The organism is Acidaminococcus nyctereutis (assembly GCF_052216985.1).
In the GTDB taxonomy this organism is placed as follows: domain Bacteria; phylum Bacillota; class Negativicutes; order Acidaminococcales; family Acidaminococcaceae; genus Acidaminococcus; species Acidaminococcus fermentans_A.
In genome coordinates this window covers 1-15,347 of record NZ_JBQOUY010000014.1, presented here as the reverse complement: position 1 = coordinate 15,347, position 15,347 = coordinate 1, and the positions used below count along the sequence as shown (strand labels likewise).

Annotated in this window: 13 protein-coding genes, 1 tRNA gene and 2 rRNA genes; 1 reads left to right on the top strand and 15 read right to left on the bottom strand. The window is 54.2% G+C overall.

Annotation, left to right across the window (positions count from 1 at the left end):
• Positions 1-12: 12 nt before the first annotated feature.
• The 10 genes from ACTUHY_RS07945 to ACTUHY_RS07900 form a co-directional block, all read right to left on the bottom strand.
• Positions 13-1,332 carry an ATP-binding protein gene (locus ACTUHY_RS07945; RefSeq protein WP_278674895.1) on the bottom strand — a complete coding sequence of 440 codons (1,320 nt, stop codon included), beginning with the start codon at positions 1,330-1,332 and terminating at the stop codon, positions 13-15.
• A 111-nt stretch (positions 1,333-1,443) separates the two neighbouring features.
• Complete coding sequence (gene pepT / locus ACTUHY_RS07940; RefSeq protein ID WP_442827292.1) at positions 1,444-2,712, bottom strand: peptidase T; 1,269 nt, start codon at positions 2,710-2,712, stop codon at positions 1,444-1,446.
• 421 nt (positions 2,713-3,133) lie between these two features.
• Entirely contained in the window at positions 3,134-5,308 is a 2,175-nt protein-coding gene (locus ACTUHY_RS07935; protein ID WP_442827291.1) for a Tex family protein, read from the bottom strand.
• 220 nt (positions 5,309-5,528) lie between these two features.
• Complete coding sequence (locus ACTUHY_RS07930; protein ID WP_278674890.1) at positions 5,529-6,197, bottom strand: energy-coupling factor transporter transmembrane component T; 669 nt, start codon at positions 6,195-6,197, stop codon at positions 5,529-5,531.
• Positions 6,194-7,003 carry an energy-coupling factor ABC transporter ATP-binding protein gene (locus ACTUHY_RS07925; protein ID WP_442827290.1) on the bottom strand — a complete coding sequence of 270 codons (810 nt, stop codon included), beginning with the start codon at positions 7,001-7,003 and terminating at the stop codon, positions 6,194-6,196. Before ACTUHY_RS07925 ends, ACTUHY_RS07930 begins: the two co-directional genes overlap by 4 nt.
• A complete protein-coding gene (locus tag ACTUHY_RS07920) occupies positions 7,000-7,863 on the bottom strand; it encodes an energy-coupling factor ABC transporter ATP-binding protein (RefSeq protein ID WP_442827289.1) in 864 nt (287 codons plus the stop codon). Before ACTUHY_RS07920 ends, ACTUHY_RS07925 begins: the two co-directional genes overlap by 4 nt.
• Complete coding sequence (locus ACTUHY_RS07915; RefSeq protein WP_442827288.1) at positions 7,856-8,425, bottom strand: tryptophan transporter; 570 nt, start codon at positions 8,423-8,425, stop codon at positions 7,856-7,858. Before ACTUHY_RS07915 ends, ACTUHY_RS07920 begins: the two co-directional genes overlap by 8 nt.
• A gap of 112 nt (positions 8,426-8,537) precedes the next feature.
• Positions 8,538-9,242: a TetR/AcrR family transcriptional regulator gene (locus ACTUHY_RS07910; RefSeq protein ID WP_442827287.1), complete on the bottom strand. Its 705-nt coding sequence runs from the start codon at positions 9,240-9,242 to the stop codon at positions 8,538-8,540.
• A 293-nt stretch (positions 9,243-9,535) separates the two neighbouring features.
• Positions 9,536-9,979: an Hsp20/alpha crystallin family protein gene (locus ACTUHY_RS07905; RefSeq protein WP_442827286.1), complete on the bottom strand. Its 444-nt coding sequence runs from the start codon at positions 9,977-9,979 to the stop codon at positions 9,536-9,538.
• Positions 9,980-10,192: 213 nt separating this feature from the next.
• Positions 10,193-11,008 carry a C39 family peptidase gene (locus ACTUHY_RS07900; protein ID WP_442827285.1) on the bottom strand — a complete coding sequence of 272 codons (816 nt, stop codon included), beginning with the start codon at positions 11,006-11,008 and terminating at the stop codon, positions 10,193-10,195.
• Between the two features lie 140 nt (positions 11,009-11,148).
• Here ACTUHY_RS07900 and ACTUHY_RS07895 point away from each other — a divergent pair, with 140 nt between their 5' ends.
• Positions 11,149-11,493, top strand: a complete 345-nt coding sequence (locus ACTUHY_RS07895) for a heat-shock protein Hsp90 (protein ID WP_442827284.1) — start codon at positions 11,149-11,151, stop codon at positions 11,491-11,493.
• 297 nt (positions 11,494-11,790) lie between these two features.
• On the opposite strand, the gene fumC is transcribed toward ACTUHY_RS07895, so the two are convergent.
• The 5 genes from fumC to ACTUHY_RS07870 all read right to left on the bottom strand — a co-directional run.
• Entirely contained in the window at positions 11,791-13,167 is a 1,377-nt protein-coding gene (gene fumC, locus ACTUHY_RS07890) for a class II fumarate hydratase (RefSeq protein ID WP_442827283.1), read from the bottom strand.
• 122 nt (positions 13,168-13,289) lie between these two features.
• Positions 13,290-13,365: transfer RNA gene (locus ACTUHY_RS07885), tRNA-Lys, on the bottom strand.
• Between the two features lie 32 nt (positions 13,366-13,397).
• Entirely contained in the window at positions 13,398-14,636 is a 1,239-nt protein-coding gene (locus ACTUHY_RS07880; protein ID WP_442827282.1) for an NAD(P)-dependent oxidoreductase, read from the bottom strand.
• A gap of 256 nt (positions 14,637-14,892) precedes the next feature.
• Positions 14,893-15,009: ribosomal RNA gene (gene rrf, locus ACTUHY_RS07875) — 5S ribosomal RNA — on the bottom strand.
• 106 nt (positions 15,010-15,115) lie between these two features.
• Positions 15,116-15,347 (bottom strand): 23S ribosomal RNA (locus tag ACTUHY_RS07870); the annotation flags it as partial.

Below are 15,347 nucleotides of genomic sequence, written 5' to 3'. Positions count from 1 at the left end.
ACCTCCTATGGATCAGTAAGCCCCTACCAAAAAGCCGAAATATAAAGGCAGTTCCAGGATTTTTCCCTTCCGGGCCACATTATCCATCCCCAGCTGGATGGCCTGTTCTACCTGGTACTTTTCCGGCTGCTGGAGGAGGGTCTTCAGGCTCTTGGTATTCCCGGTGGAAGGGGTCGCTTTGACCAACGTGCTTTTTCCTTCGTGGAGGATGACGAAATCCACTTCCAGCCCAGAATTTTTGTGATAGTAGTACAGCTTCCGGCCGCTCTTGCTCAGAAGATCCGCCGCCAGGCTCTCATAGACAGCTCCCTGACAGCCGGACAGATCTCCCTGGAGGAGCTTCTGCCGGTTTTCCCCGGTGAGCATGGCCGCATACAGCCCCACATCTTTCATATAGACTTTAAAAATGGTGGGGACCGCATGGCGTTCCAGGGGCAGCCCCGGCTCCGTCAGGTTATAGCTCCGAGTGACGATGCCAGCTTCTTCCAGCCACAGCAGCGCCCCTTCGAACTGGGAAGCCTTGGACCCTTTCTTCAGCTGGGCATACTGGTATTTTTTATTTTCCTTGTCCAACTGGAGCGGGACAGCCTCCAGCACCGTCTTCAGTTTGGCCCGGGCCCTTTTGTTCACCTGGACGAACAGGTTCTCTTCATAATCCTGGAGGATCTTCTGCTGCATCTCCAGGACTTTCTTCAAGTCATGGTTCCGGACGTATTCTTCCACCACAGCCGGCATCCCTCCTACCAGGGCATACTGGCGCAGCAGCTCATTGAGCCGCAGGTGCAGGGCTTCCGGCACCGGGGTTTCCCGATCCAGGCTCTGGTGGAGCATATCCAGGACCGGGGACGTGATCCCGTTGGCCCAAAGGAACTCCTCGAAATCCAGAGGGACCATATTTACAACGGTTTCGCAGCCCACGGCAATGGGAGCCCCTTCCTTACCGTAGCCTTTGACTCCCAGCAGGGATCCGGCCGCGATCACATCATACCGTCCGTCCATTTTGAAGGCCTTCAGAGCGGTCCTGGCTTCTGGGCATTCCTGGATCTCATCCAGGACCAATACCGTCCGGTAGGGTTCGAATACGGCTTCCGGCCCGGCTAGCGCCGTGATCAGCATCACCAGATAGTTCACATCCAGGGAATCTTTGAAGATAGCGGCGTAATCTGGTTTTTCCTGGAAATTCAGGTAAACCACATGGTCATATTCCTTCCTGGCAAAATCCAGGATGGAGGTGGTCTTTCCGCAATGGCGGCACCCCTTGACCACCAGGGGATTGTGTTTCGGGACCTGTTTCCAGGTCTGCAGGAACTTTTCAATCTTGCGCTGAAGCATAGGACTCCTCTTTCTTTTCCAATGGGATACGGTTCGTGATTATACTGAGCTCCTTACACTTTACAGGAAATGGAGCCATTTTTCAAGGAAGTTTTATGCTTTTTTCCCGTTTTATTTTTCACAAGCAGACTGAAATACTTTTTCTACCAGTTTCAAGGTCACCTGGCAGGATTTTTCCAAAGATGGCAGGGGCAGGAATTCGTACCGGGAATGGAAATTCAGGGCCCCTGTAAAGTAATTGGGGGTGAAGATGCCCTGGGTGGACAAATAAGAGCCGTCTGTTCCTCCCCGCATAGCAAGGGTCTTGGGAGAGATGCCCAGTTCTTCCAGGGCTTCGTAGAGGAAATCTACGGCTTCCCGATTATCCGGAGTCATAGCATCGGCGATGTTGCCGTAGATGTCTTCCAGGGTGCAGCGGATCCGAGCCCGGGGTTCCTGGGCTTTCAGCCGTTCCACATTGGCCAGGATGGTCTGTTTCCGGGCTTCGTACCGGGTTTTGTCGTGGTCCCGGATGGCCATCTGTACCGTGGCCTGGGACGCATTGGACTGGATGCTCTTGATCCAGATATACCCTGCCTTCCCTTCGGTACATTCCGGGGTTTCCTTCCGGTCGAAGAAATTGGCGAAATCCACGGCTAGCAGGGTGGGATTCACCAGGTTTCCCTTGGCGTTCATGGGATGGGCGCTGATGCCCTGGATCTCCACGGTGGCAGACCCGGCATTGAAAGTTTCATACACCACTTCTCCCAGAGCGCAGCAGTCGATGGTATAGGCGAAATCTACCGGGAATCGGCTGCAGTCCAAGGCTTTAGAACCCTTCAGTCCCACTTCCTCGTCCGGGACGAAAGCCACATAGATAGCTCCATGGTGGATCTCCGGATGGTCCGTCAGGTATTGGAGCAGGGTCATCACATTGGCGATGGCCGCTTTGTTATCGGCACCCAGGACGCTGGTCCCGTCCGTGAACACAATATCCTGCCCCACATAGGGAACCAGTTCCGGATGGTCAGCAGCCTTCATGATGAGCCCTTTAGCGGCGTTGAGGACCACGTCGCCGCCAGGATAGTTCCGGACCACCTGGGGATGGACTTCCGAGCTCAGGTCCACGTCCACTGTATCCAGATGGCAGCAGAAGCCGATCTTGGGCACGGACCCGATAAAACCGGCGGGCAGGTTGGCAGGCAGATATCCGGTGAGGACACAGTGCTCACTGAGATGGAGATCTTCCAGATCCAGGATCTCCAATTCCGCTTCCAGCTGCCGGGCCATATGCCATTGCTCTGGAGTACTGGGGACCTGGGCTGCTCCCGCCCGGCTCTGGGAGGGAATATTCACATAGCGCAGGAAACGGTCGAGCAGTTGGTCGGTGAGTTGGGACATGGGCAATTCCTCCTTGCAGGGTTATTTTGGGGATATTATACCATAAGAAGTCAGGGGGGTAGGTAGGTAGGTGGGTGGGTGGGTGGTTAAATCCGTAGGGGCGGACCAAGGGTTGCACGGCAATCCCGCCAGGTCCGCCCGCAAAGGGTTCATCGTTCATCGTGGGTCGTTTGTCGTTAAGGAGGAAAACCCCACGGGTTTTTCTGGAATGGAAACGCAGCTGACACCGCTAACCCACCACCAGCCTGACGGCCGGTCCCCCGCCCTTGAAAAGGGCGGATAGAAAAAGAAGCCAGGCGCACGAGATGGGTCCAGATGCGCGAAAGCGGGAATTTTTGAATGCGTCATAGTACATGGTAGTACATGTCGCTTTCAAAAATTCCCGCTGACAAAGCAGATAGGCCCATATCGTGCGCCTGGGTTATGCGTCAGCCTTTACTAAAGCAAGTCCGATTCTCCCCCTCTTCTCCTCCACACTGATGACCTTGACCTGGACCGTCTCTCCGGCGCTGACCACATCCAGGGGATGTTTGACCCGTTTTTCGCTCATGTGGGAAATGTGGATGAGGCCGGCGGTTTTGATGCCTATATCCACGAAGGCCCCGAAATCAGTGACGTTTCGGATGGTGCCCCGGAGGATGCTCCCTACTTTGATGTCGGACAGCTTCACGATGTTCTGCCGGGTAAGGGGGACCGGAAGGTCGGCTCGAGGATCCCGTCCGGGAGCCACCAGGGCAGCTAGGATATCATGGACGGTAGGTTCCCCGGCCTCCAGTTCCCGGGCCAGCCGGGCTTCGTCCACCTGTTTCCGCCGATCTGCCAGCCGGGCCAGCTTTTCTTTGTCCTGCAGGTCTTCCAGGGTAAATCCCAGCTTTTCCAGGATCTGATGGGCCAGTCCATAGGATTCTGGATGGACGGGGGTATCATCCAAGGGAGATTTGCCTCCGTGGATCCGCAGGAAGCCAGCACACTGGGTAAAGGCAGCCGGACCCAGCCGGGGCACCTTCAGCAGCTGCCGCCGCCCGGTGAACCGGCCATGGGCATTCCGGTACGCTACGATATTCCCGGCGGTAGCCGAAGTGATCCCGGCCACATGGCGGAGCAGGGCGGGAGAAGCGGTATTCAGGTCCACCCCAACATGGTTCACCACCCGTTCCACCACTCCATCCAGGGTGCCAGCCAGGGCTTTCTGGTCCACATCGTGCTGGTACTGTCCCACCCCGATGGCCTGGGGATCGATCTTCACCAGTTCTGCCAAAGGATCCTGGACCCGCCGGGCCATGGATACGGCACCCCGGATGGTCACATCGTATTCCGGCAGCTCCTCCTGGGCCAGTTTGGAGGCGGAATAGACGGAGGCGCCGGCTTCGTTTGTAATCAGATAATGGACATCCTTCAGCTGATTCTCTTGGATCAGCTGAGCGGCAAACTGCTCCGTTTCATAGGAAGCTGTGCCATTGCCAATAGACAGCAGGGTCACATGATACTTTTTGATCATAGAAAGGAGCAGGGTTTTGGCCTTTTTCTTCTGACCTTCGCTCTGGGTCACCTGGATCACTCCATGGTCCAGTACCTGGCCGGTAGGATCCACCACTGCCACTTTGCACCCGGTCCGATAGCCTGGATCAAGGCCCATTACCGTATGGCCTCCCAGCGGAGCCTGGAGCAGCAGCTGTCCCAGATTGGCACCAAACACTTTGATAGCCTGGGCTTCCGCCTGTTCTGTCAGTTGGTTCCGGATTTCCCGTTCCAAAGCCGGGAACAACAGTCGCTTCCAGCTGTCCGCCAGGGCTTCCTTCAGCTGCTCCCGGTAGATGCAGGGCCGGCGGAGGACCCGCCATTCCATCTTCCGGAGCGCGTTCTGTTCATCCCATACCAGATGGACTTTCAAACAGCCCTTCTTTTCTCCTCGGTTGATAGCCAGTACCCGGTGGGAAGGCAAGGTCCGGACCGGTTCCCGGTAATCGGCGTACATCAGGAAGGTTTGGGCTTCTTCCGCCTCTTCCACCAGTTCGGTCTGGAGGAAGCCGTGGTTCCAGAGTTGTTCCCGGAGCGTCTGACGCAAGGTGGGATCTTCCGCTGCCATTTCCGCCACGATGTCCCTGGCTCCGGCCAGGGCGTCTTCCGCCGTTTCCACGCCCTTTTCCGGATCAACATAAGCCCGGGCAGCGGTCAGGGCATCCCCCTTCAGGTCCCGTTGGATCAGGAACGCAGTAGCCAAGGGTTCCAAGCCTTTTTCTCTGGCTTGTTGGGCACAGGTACGCCGTTTTTGCTTATAAGGCAGGTAATAATCTTCCAGTTCAGTCAATTTCTGGGCGTTTTCGATGACCTGGCGCAGTTCCGGCGTGAGTTTTCCCTGTTCGTCGATCTTGGCCAGGATCTCTTCTTGGCGCTTTACCAGGTTCCGGAGAGTCCCCAGCCGTTCCTCGATGGTCCGGATCTGTTCATCCAGCAGGGACCCTGTGGCTTCTTTCCGGTAACGGGCGATGAAGGGAACCGTATTCCCTCCATCCAGTAATTCTACAGTCCTTTCCACCTGCCAGGGCTGGACGGAAAGTTCCCGGGCAATGGCCGGGGCGATGTCAGTTTGTTTCATTTTATTGTCCTTTCGTGAAAAGGTGTGCCCAGATACGCGAAGACGGAGATTTTGGTTCGTTGTATAACCTCCGACTTCTTCCCTGCGCACAAGAAGGCCCCAGATGCACGAAAGCGGAGATTTTGGAGTTGGGCATAGTACATAGTGGTACATGCCCGGCTCCAAAATCTTCGCTGACAAAGCAGATGAGGTCTTATTGTGTGCAGGGGTTATGCGTTAGCTAAATATGCTTTACCCATATCGGATATGTACTAAGAATGACCACCACCAGCAATGTAGCATAATCCCCCAGGTGCAGTTTCATGGGCCGGCGGTTCTTGTAGGTATTGGGCCCGAAACCCTTCAGTTCCATGGAAAGGGCCAGGGTGTCCGATTTGGCCACCGCCCGCATCACCAGGGGCTTCACCACGGCTAGATAGGCGTAGAGCCGTTTGAAGGCATTCCCCCGGTTGGAATAGCCCCGGCAAGACTGGGCATCCAGGGTAATGGCGGAATCCGACAGGAAATCCGGCACGAACCGCAGAGCCGTGGTGAGCATGAAGGCATATTCATAGGGCATATGGAATTTCTCCACCAGAGCCTGGGCAATGTCCTGGATCCGGGTGGAAGCCAGGAGGCACAGGAAAGCGGTGGTCATGACGAACATCCGCAGGCCCCCGGTGAGGGCCACATAGAGGGGAGAGCCGAACAGCAGCTGGAGCACCACCATCATCCCGGTGAACACTGTCAGGGTCCCGATGGCCGCCATGGTCATCCGGTCCCGCTTGATATACAGCAGGATCACCAGTTCCAGCGCCAGCAGGGTAGCCACCGCCGGGATGGGCAGCAGGAACACCCAGGCCGTCACCGCCAGCACCAGGATCAGTTTGGTAAAAGCTGTAATCTTCATGCTTCGGCACCTTCTTTCGGCTGGATCTTGCTGCACAGGTCTTCCGGACTGTCCGCAGCCACTCCGAACAGAGCCCCCAAACGGGCCAGGACCGGCTGCTTCAATCCCCATTCTTCCACAGGCCGCTTCCCATCGAACAGTTCCGCCGTCTTCCCGTCATAGACCAGCTGGCCGTTATGGAGTACCAGGGCATGGTCCGTATATTTCCGGGCGATTTCCATATCGTGGGTGATCAGGATCAAGGTCATATGTTTTTCTTTCTGGAGCCGGGACAGGTACTCCATCATGTGCTGTTTTTCCTGTTCATCCTGGCCGTTGGTGATTTCATCCAAAATCAGGGTCCGGGGCTGGAGAGCCAGAGCCACAGCCACCCCCAACCGCCGTTTCTGCCCGAAGGACAGTCCCCGGGGATACTGGTCCAGATAGGGAGTCAGCCCCATGGCTTCCACAGCCTCCCGGACCTGCCGGTCCAAGGTCTCCTTGGGCATCTTCCGATTCTGGAGCCCGTAAGCCACTTCATCATAGACCGTATCCCCCAGCAGCTGCAGATCCGGATTCTGGAACACATATCCTACCTTGTCCGCCAGATCGGCCGGTTCACAATCTACGATATCCACTCCATCCACCAGCACCTGGCCGCTCCGGGGATGGTCCAACGCCATGAACAGCCGGCTCAGGGTGGTCTTGCCGCTGCCGTTATGGCCCAGCAGGGCTGCCGCTTCCCCGTCTTCCACCCGGCAGCTGATATCCTGCAGCACAGGGACACCTCTCCGATAGGCAAAGTTCACTGCTTTTGCTTCAATCATGCCTTACCGCCTCCCTGAAATTTCTGGAGCAATTCTTTTTCTGCTTCTTCTTCCGTTCTCCAGTTCCCCAATGGCATCTGATATTTTGCTTCCATTCCTAGTTTCACCAGCCACAGTTCCGGCAGATTTTCCCGCAGGTCTTCCTGGGCAAAGGCAGCCCGGGCCGCTTCTTCAAAGTGTCCCTGGACTCTTGCCTCTCCGCCGCTGATCAGCACCAGATCCGTCATATAGGGCAGCAGGTAGTTCAGGTCATGTTCTACTACCACCACCGTCATCCCGTGCTGCTGGTAGATTTTGTACAGGAGCCCATACAGGGACCGGGCTCCATCCGGATCCAGGGCAGAAATCGGTTCGTCCAAGATCAGGACTTCCGGCCGGCAGGCCAGTACAGAAGCCAGCAGCAGCCGTTGGCGCTGGCCTCCGGACAACTCGTCCAGCTGATAGTTTTCCCGGCCAGGAAGCCCTACATCTTCCAATGCCTGGCTCACCCGGGCATCCACTTCTTCCGGAGAGAAGCCGTGGTTCAAGAGGCCGAAAGCGATTTCTTCTCCAGCCGTCAGGGAAACCATCTGGCTTTCGTAGTCATCCAGCATGATCCCCACCCGCATGGCGATCTCTGAGATCTTCCGGCCCCGGATGTCTTCTCCCAGGACTTCTACAGAACCGTGGTACCGGCCGCCATAATAATGGGGGACGATCCCCGTCATGGCTTTACACAGAGTGGTCTTGCCCGCACCGCTGGGACCAGCAATGGCCGTGAAGCTGCCCTTCTGGATATCTAGGTTGATGTCCTTCAGGACCAGATCACTGTTCAAGTAAGCAAAATAAAAATCGGAAATCCGGATAGCGCTGTCACTCATGGCGTTTTCCCTCCGTAGCAAAGAAAATCTTCCGTACCGGGCCATAGAGCACTTGGGTCACCACACCGTTCAGGACGCCCACGGTGAGCACCACCGGCAGCATGGCATGGGTCCACACGGTAAGAGGTAAGCCCAGCACCAGCTTCAGGATATAGGTGAACACGCTGCCGCTTACCGAAGTGGCCAGAAAACCTATGATGAACGGTTTGACCTTCAGTCCGTCCAAATGGGCCAAAGCAAACGTCTTCACCAGGAGACAGGCCGTCAGGGCACCGCTCAGTTCACTGGCGATGTTCCCCAGGGGAAAGGCAGATTTGGAAGAGGGGATCAAGGTCAGTCCAGCCACGAACCCGATGCCCAGCGCCCGGGTAGGGCCTGGTTTGGTCAGGCTGATGGTGATGGAATACATGGCGATGGTCCAGTTGGGGGTTACCCCGCCCACATTGGGGCTGATGGTGTGGAGGATGACACCGATGGCCAGCAGCAGCGCCGTCATAGCTACCCAGCGATGGGTGTCCCGTGCTGCTTCCACCGTGATCAGATCCGGAATCGGTTTATCCATGATACGATGCTCCTTTGCTGCAATGGATTATAGAATATAGTTTATGGGGCCGCCGGGTGGATGTCAAGAAAAAAGAGAAACTGCTGCCTACGCAACAGTCCCTCTTTTTCTTTCAGCGGAGATTCGCTTCCGATTCCCGTCCTTCGGGCCGAAAAATCTGACAGCAGACTTCCAATAATTTTTTCTTTTGGGTTTCCAGTTCTACCAAAAGCATTTCGATCCGCTCCGACGGCACCTGGAAAACTTCCAAAGCCTGTGTCAGGATCAGCCTCTTCAGCTGTTCCCGGGGAAACAGGTATTTAAAGTCATGGGCCATGATATACCCGCCCAGGGAAGCCCGGACCACCAGCACTCGTTCATAGCACTCCTGAGCAGTAAACTGCTGGGCAAAGGTCAGGTGGGCATAGGAAGCATGCCGGTCCACCAGCAGTTCGAACAGCCGGGATGTGGTATACAGGGTCCGGAAAAGGCTGCAAAGCAAAGCACTTTTATCCACGGCTTCCAAGGCTATGGCCAAGGGCACGATGTACTGGTACAGGGCCAGCATCTCTTTGGGGTCCTCTTTCAGCAGGATGGCCGAAGGCGCCAGTTCCGCTTCCATCACTTCCTGGGCCCTGGCCAGCAGCATCTCCGATATATCCGCCAGCAATTCGTCCTTGGTTTTATACCAGCGATGGATTTCCCCTTCCCCCACACCGGATTCAGCACTGATCCGGCGAAGAGTCATCCGCTGGTAGCCGGTTTCCTGCATCAGCCATGCTGCCGTTTTCAGGACTTTGTCCCGGCGGTTCCGATCCTGTGGAGTGACGTCTGCCAACGATTGTCTTCTGTTTCTGCCCATAACCCTTGTGACTCCATTCTTCCTAGTAATGAATTGTACTCCATCGATAAAATAGTTCTCTAAGAACACACTATAACACGTGTCAAAACCTCTATCAATTTTTAGAGGAAGAATTCACTTTTTTCATTCTTTTGCCACATTGCTAGATTGACTTCTCCGTAACATGCTTGGGCAGCGGCCGACCAGAAAAGCAAAAGGACTGCCGCTTTTGGCGACAGCCCTTTTGTCTCTGGGAAGTCCCGACTCCCTTTCGGGTCCTTCCTCCCTCGTTATCCTTCGATAGCGATGTATTTCTTGTTTTCTACCTTCTGGGGTTCCTTCTTAGGAATGCTCAGTTCCAGGATCCCATTCTCGTACTTGGCCGTCACATCAGCCTCGGTGACCCCTTCACCCACATAGAAGCTCCGGGCGCACTGGCCAAAGGTCCGTTCACGGCGGATGTACTGACCCTTCTTGTCTTTTTCATCCTTGTCCACACCCTTGCTGGCACTGATGGTCAGATAACCATTTTCCAGCTGTGCATGGATTTCATCCTTCTTGAAGCCCGGCAGATCGATATCCAGTTCGTAGTGGTCGCCCACGTCCCGCACATCGGTCTTCATCATATTTCTGGCATGTTTCCCGTACAGAGGGTTCCGTGCGGTGAACACATCATCAAAGTCATTCATGAGATCATCGAACACATTGTCATTGAAAACGCTAGACAGTAACATAAGCCATTCCTCCATTCAATCTTGGCCTTGAAGGTCAGCTTTTGGAACTACCGAAAGGCTGGATTCCTGTGGCTCCCCAAGGAGCCCATTCTACGTTTCAGGTTCTCTTGGGAACCCTTCTCTGTGGTCTTTCCTTCGTTCTGGTATTATAATAGCACATGTTGTTAGCACTGTCAAGTGTTGAGTGCTAAAAAGTCAAATTTTCTTTGACTTTTACATCTTCACCCTTGCCGGAGAAGCAATCAGGAACAGATTATGGTTTCCCCCTTCTTTTTCCGGGAACTGTCCGTACATATCAAAGGTGGAGAAGAACCGGGCCGCCGGATAGATACCGTAGCCGTCCTGGTTGTGGTCCGTGGTATCATAGGGATCTGCCACGATCAGTACATCATCCTGGATATCCGCAGTCCCCATATCGTCATAACCGATGATCACCTGCCAGTGGCCACCCCAATCGATCCAGCCTGCCAGGATGGGCTTCCCTGCCTTCAGGGTGGCTTTGATGTCTTCCGGGCCAAAGGTCTTCCCGGCCTTGGCGTAGTCTTCCGTAGTGACCAGATCGAAGCCCCCCACCTTTTGGAAGATGTCTTTCATCTGTTCCAAGGTCGTACCGGGATAGCCCTCTGGGAAGCCAGGGACGGTCACATCTTTCAGGGGATGGCGCAGATTCGCCAGTTTCTGCTCCGTCCAGTCCTTCTGCCGGTCGTACCAGCGGAGGACCATCAGGGCAGCAGCCGGTCCGCAGGACCATTCGCTGGACTGCTGGATCGTCTTGAAAGCCGGCAACAGAGTCAGGGACCCTTTGGAATGCATATGATAGAAATCCGGATGGGCATAATAAATGGATTTCTTATGATCCAGCTTCCGTTCGATAGACGCAGCCCCCTGATCCTGGGTGATTTTGGCCGGTTCCTGGAATTTCATGTCATCGCTGAAATTCCGGTGGGAAGCCGCCAGCACCGGCAAAAAGGATCCAGTGGCCAGCAGGCCGGCCAGTACAGCAGAAGTCAACTTTTTCATGATTTTCATGGTGATTCACCTCAGCGTTCAAATAAATAGAGATACTCTATTTTTTATTATACGAAATTCCACAAAAAAAGCCTATCTTCTTTCTCTGGATCGGTGTATAATATTAATGTAACATATTTTATTACAGGAGCGTGATTTCTATGGAAAATCATGAAGCTTTGGTTGCAGAAGTCAAAAATCTGGCAGCAGCCCCCAGCGTCTATAGCGGGCTGAAGGAATTAGCAGAAAAATGGCTGGCTGCAGATGGTACAGCAGCCCAGGCCAACCTGACAGCCCTCCTCCGGGCAGCCCTGAAAGAAGATGTGTGCACCATTGATGAAGTGCTGCCCTTCTTTGCTTCCGAGGAAGCCAAAAAGGCCTTTGGAGAAGAAGCCGCCGCTCAGATGCTGGCCCAGGGCCAGAAAGTCAAGGCGGAAGGGGGCAAATATTGCTTCTGCCCGGCCTGCACCGCCGGTGCCAAGATTTTGGAGATGTTGGGAGAATAAAAAAACGGGGGTGTTGCACGTTACGTGCAACACCCCCGGTCTCATAAGCCGCATAGCGGCTCGGTCTCGGGTCTCGAGTCTCGAGCCGAATGAGAAATTTGCAAGCAAATTTTTTGAATGTACAAACCCTAATCTGCTAACGATAAGATATTCGTTTCTATATCCAGCACGATACTGATTCTACACCTTCAAAAGAACCTGGCCATGGGGACAGGTTCTATCCAACGGCTCGAGACTCACGACTCGAGACCCGAGACCTCAAAAATGGGGCTGTTGCGCATGCAACAACCCCATTTTTTACACCATCTTCTCCGGATGGAACACCTTGTCGAATTCTTTTTCTTCCATGAATCCCAGCTTCAGCACCGCTTCTTTCAGGGAAATATTGTCCTTGAAAGCCAGTTTAGCCACTTGGGCACATTTATCGTAGCCGATATAGGGACTCAGAGCCGTCACCAGCATCAGGGAATGGTGCAGGTTATGGGCCATCTTTTCCTTGTTGGCTTTGATCCCCACCACGCAGTTTTTCCGGAAGGATTCCATCACATCGCCCAGGAGCCGGACGGACTGGAGGAAATTATAGATGGTCACCGGCAGGAACACATTCAGCTGGAAATTCCCTTGGGAAGCCGCAAAGCCAATGGCTGCATCGTTTCCCATGACCTGGACCGCCACCATGGTCACCGCCTCGCACTGGGTTGGGTTCACTTTCCCAGGCATGATGGAGGACCCTGGTTCGTTGGCAGGGATGGTGATTTCCCCCAAGCCATCCCGAGGACCGGAGGCCAGCCACCGCACATCATTGGCCATCTTCATCAGGTTGGCCGCCAGGGCTTTTAAAGCGCCGTGGGCAAAGACCATGTCATCTAAGCTGGTAAGGGCATGGAACTTGTTGGGGGCTGTCACAAAAGGAAAGCCGGTATTCTTGGCAATGAAAGCGGCTGCTTTTTTGTCAAAGCCCTTGGGAGCGTTCAGGCCGGTCCCTACAGCCGTGCCGCCCAGCGCCAGTTCCAGGAGGCCTTTTTCTGCCGCCTTGATCTCCTGCCGATTCCGTTCCAGCATGGTCCGCCAGCCGGAAATTTCCTGAGAAAAGGCCACGGGCACCGCATCCTGGAGATGGGTCCGTCCGGTGGTCACAATCCCCTTATTGGCTTTTTCCAGCTTCTTGAAAGCCGCTACCAGCTCATCCAGGGAAGGCAGCAGGTGCTTTTCCAGTTCCCAGACTGCAGCGATGTGCATGGCCGTAGGAAAGGTATCGTTGGAACTCTGGGACATATTCACATGGTCGTTGGGGTGGAGCAGGGCTTCCCCGGCCATTTCATTTCCCCTGTGGGCGATCACTTCGTTGACATTCATATTGCTCTGGGTCCCGCTTCCCGTCTGCCATACCGCCAGGGGGAAGTTTCCATCCAGCTTCCCCTTGAGGATTTCATCGCAGACTTTGCCGATGGTCTGGCAGCGCTTCTTATCCAGCTTCTCCATCGCCTCATTGGCCTGGGCAGCACTTTTTTTCAGATACGCAAAAGCCCGGATCACTTCCATGGGCATCTTTTCCGTACCAATCTTGAAATTTTCGAAGCTCCGCTCCGACTGGGCGCCCCAATATTTATCTGCTGGGACTTTGATTTCTCCCATAGAATCCCGTTCCACACGCCATTCCTCTTTTTTCGCCATGCTATCCCCTCACTTTTCTCATGATACCTGCATTATTCCATAGCCATATCTGTTTGTCAAACGAATCTGACCTGCAAAAGAAAAAGACCTGTCCATACGGGACAGGCCTTGCAATATCCAAATGGTGATCCACCCGGGACTCGAACCCGGGACACCCTGATTAAAAGTCAGGTGCTCTACCAACTGAGCTAGTGAATCATTGCATTGCAGCTTAATTATTATAGCGTGGCTCAGTCGATTTTGTCAACTGTTTTTTCCAGATTTTGCATATAAAGATCCATTTCATCGGCTATTTTTTTGGAATACTCTACCGCATGGACCACCGTTTTAGCACCGGTGACCACATCTCCGGACGCAAAGACCCCGGGCAGGGTAGTTTCCCCGTCTTCTGTAGTCTTCAGATTCCCCCGGTCGTTCAGTTCCAGGCCCTGGTTGTGTTCCACCAGACGGCGCTTAGGCACCTGGGAAACCGCGATCACTACGCTGTCCACGGGTACCAGCCGGGCGGTATCTTCCAGCACGATTACATGGCCGTCTTCCACTTTGGTATCTGCTACCATGGGACCTTCGTCTTTGATAGCCACGGCGGTCTTGTTGAATTCATACTTTACGCCGTCCAGGAGAGAATACTCATATTCATCCTGGGAAGCGGACACATGGTCCCTACGCACATAGACCGTGACGTTCTTGCAGCCGTGCCGCACCGCGGTACGGGCTACGTCCATGGCAGAGTTCCCGGAACCGAAGATAGCCACACTCTGACCTAGATCCACCGCATCTGGGTTATTCAGGTAACTGATGGCATAATGGACATTCCCAAAGGTCTCTCCCGGGATCAACATCCGTTTAGGCCGCCAGGCGCCGGTGCCGATGAATACGGACTGATAACCGTCCTGGAACAGGTCCTTTAAAGTGATGTTTCCGCCGATGGTGAAATTGAACCGGAATTTGATCCCCATTTCCTTCATCCGGTCTTCGAACCGGTCCAAGATGTAGCGGGGCAGTCGGAAATCAGGGATCCCGTAGCGCATGATCCCCCCGATCTTGTCCCGGGATTCAAAGACGGTGATTTGGTAGCCCCGTTTGGCCAAGATGATGGCAATGGTAATCCCTGCCGGGCCAGCACCGATGATGGCGACTTTTTTCCCGTTGGAAGGGGCTTGCTGGATCTTCAGTCGGTCGAAACAAGAATCAGAGATGTAATTCTCGATGGCAGAAATATGCACTGGAGCCCCCTTGATCCCCCGGATACAGTGCCCCTCACACTGGGCCGCATGGTTGCACACCAGGCTGCAAACTACAGAAAGGGGATTGTTATCGAACAGCATCTGAGCCGCCGTCATCAAATCATTTTCCTTGAACAGACGGATCATTTCCGGGATATTGGTATGGATGGGACAGCCTTCCCGGCACATAGGCTTTTTGCACTGGAGACACCGGTTGGCCTCTTCTAATTCATGGATGGACATACGAAGAACCTCGTTTTCAAATAGTGTTTTTGTATAGTTTATAGAAGCAGCAGGGTTCCTGTCAAGCTCTTGAATAAAAATCTGCGGTCGCGAGCCTGGATGTTTTGACCGTATGTTCTTTTTCTATAGGATGATAAGACAAACCCAGTTGAAATCTGCAAAGCTGGATTTTCGGTCTGCACCAACAAGCCTGCGACTCACAGCCCGCGACCCGCGACAAAAAGGCCTGCATCTTTCGATGCAGGCCTTTTCTCCTAACCGGCAGCTCCCTATCCTCCCGGACCGTTTCCAGTCGAGTACTTTCGGCGTATAAGGGCTTAACTGCTGTGTTCGGCATGGGAACAGGTGGATCCCCTTAGCTGTCGCCACCGGATTTTCAATTGAAGGCATGAGCCCTCAAAACTTCATGAAGAGACGTTTTAGTTCATCGTTGTTCGTTGGTCGTTCATCGCTGAACCACCTTCGTCAACGGCCTGATTTAAGTCAAGCCCTCGACATATTAGTACAGGTCAGCTTAACATATTGCTACGCTTCCACACCCTGCCTATCGACCTGGTCTTCTTCCAGGTGTCTTACCAGCTTATGCTGTGAGAGATCTCATCTTAAGGATGGTTTCACGCTTAGATGCTTTCAGCGTTTATCCGTTCCGGACGTAGCTACCCAACTATACCCTTGGCAGGATAATTGGTACACCAGCGGTCCGTCCACTCC

Excerpts from the sequence above, each read along its gene's own strand:
- ACTUHY_RS07945 (WP_278674895.1), bottom strand. The coding sequence starts at position 1,332 with ATGCTTCAGCGCAAGATTGAAAAGTTCCTGCAGACCTGGAAACAGGTC.
- pepT (WP_442827292.1), bottom strand. The coding sequence starts at position 2,712 with ATGTCCCAACTCACCGACCAACTGCTCGACCGTTTCCTGCGCTATGTG.
- ACTUHY_RS07935 (WP_442827291.1), bottom strand. The coding sequence starts at position 5,308 with ATGAAACAAACTGACATCGCCCCGGCCATTGCCCGGGAACTTTCCGTC.
- ACTUHY_RS07930 (WP_278674890.1), bottom strand. The coding sequence starts at position 6,197 with ATGAAGATTACAGCTTTTACCAAACTGATCCTGGTGCTGGCGGTGACG.
- ACTUHY_RS07925 (WP_442827290.1), bottom strand. The coding sequence starts at position 7,003 with ATGATTGAAGCAAAAGCAGTGAACTTTGCCTATCGGAGAGGTGTCCCT.
- ACTUHY_RS07920 (WP_442827289.1), bottom strand. The coding sequence starts at position 7,863 with ATGAGTGACAGCGCTATCCGGATTTCCGATTTTTATTTTGCTTACTTG.
- ACTUHY_RS07915 (WP_442827288.1), bottom strand. The coding sequence starts at position 8,425 with ATGGATAAACCGATTCCGGATCTGATCACGGTGGAAGCAGCACGGGAC.
- ACTUHY_RS07905 (WP_442827286.1), bottom strand. The coding sequence starts at position 9,979 with ATGTTACTGTCTAGCGTTTTCAATGACAATGTGTTCGATGATCTCATG.
- ACTUHY_RS07900 (WP_442827285.1), bottom strand. The coding sequence starts at position 11,008 with ATGAAAATCATGAAAAAGTTGACTTCTGCTGTACTGGCCGGCCTGCTG.
- ACTUHY_RS07895 (WP_442827284.1), top strand. The coding sequence starts at position 11,149 with ATGGAAAATCATGAAGCTTTGGTTGCAGAAGTCAAAAATCTGGCAGCA.
- fumC (WP_442827283.1), bottom strand. The coding sequence starts at position 13,167 with ATGGCGAAAAAAGAGGAATGGCGTGTGGAACGGGATTCTATGGGAGAA.
- ACTUHY_RS07880 (WP_442827282.1), bottom strand. The coding sequence starts at position 14,636 with ATGTCCATCCATGAATTAGAAGAGGCCAACCGGTGTCTCCAGTGCAAA.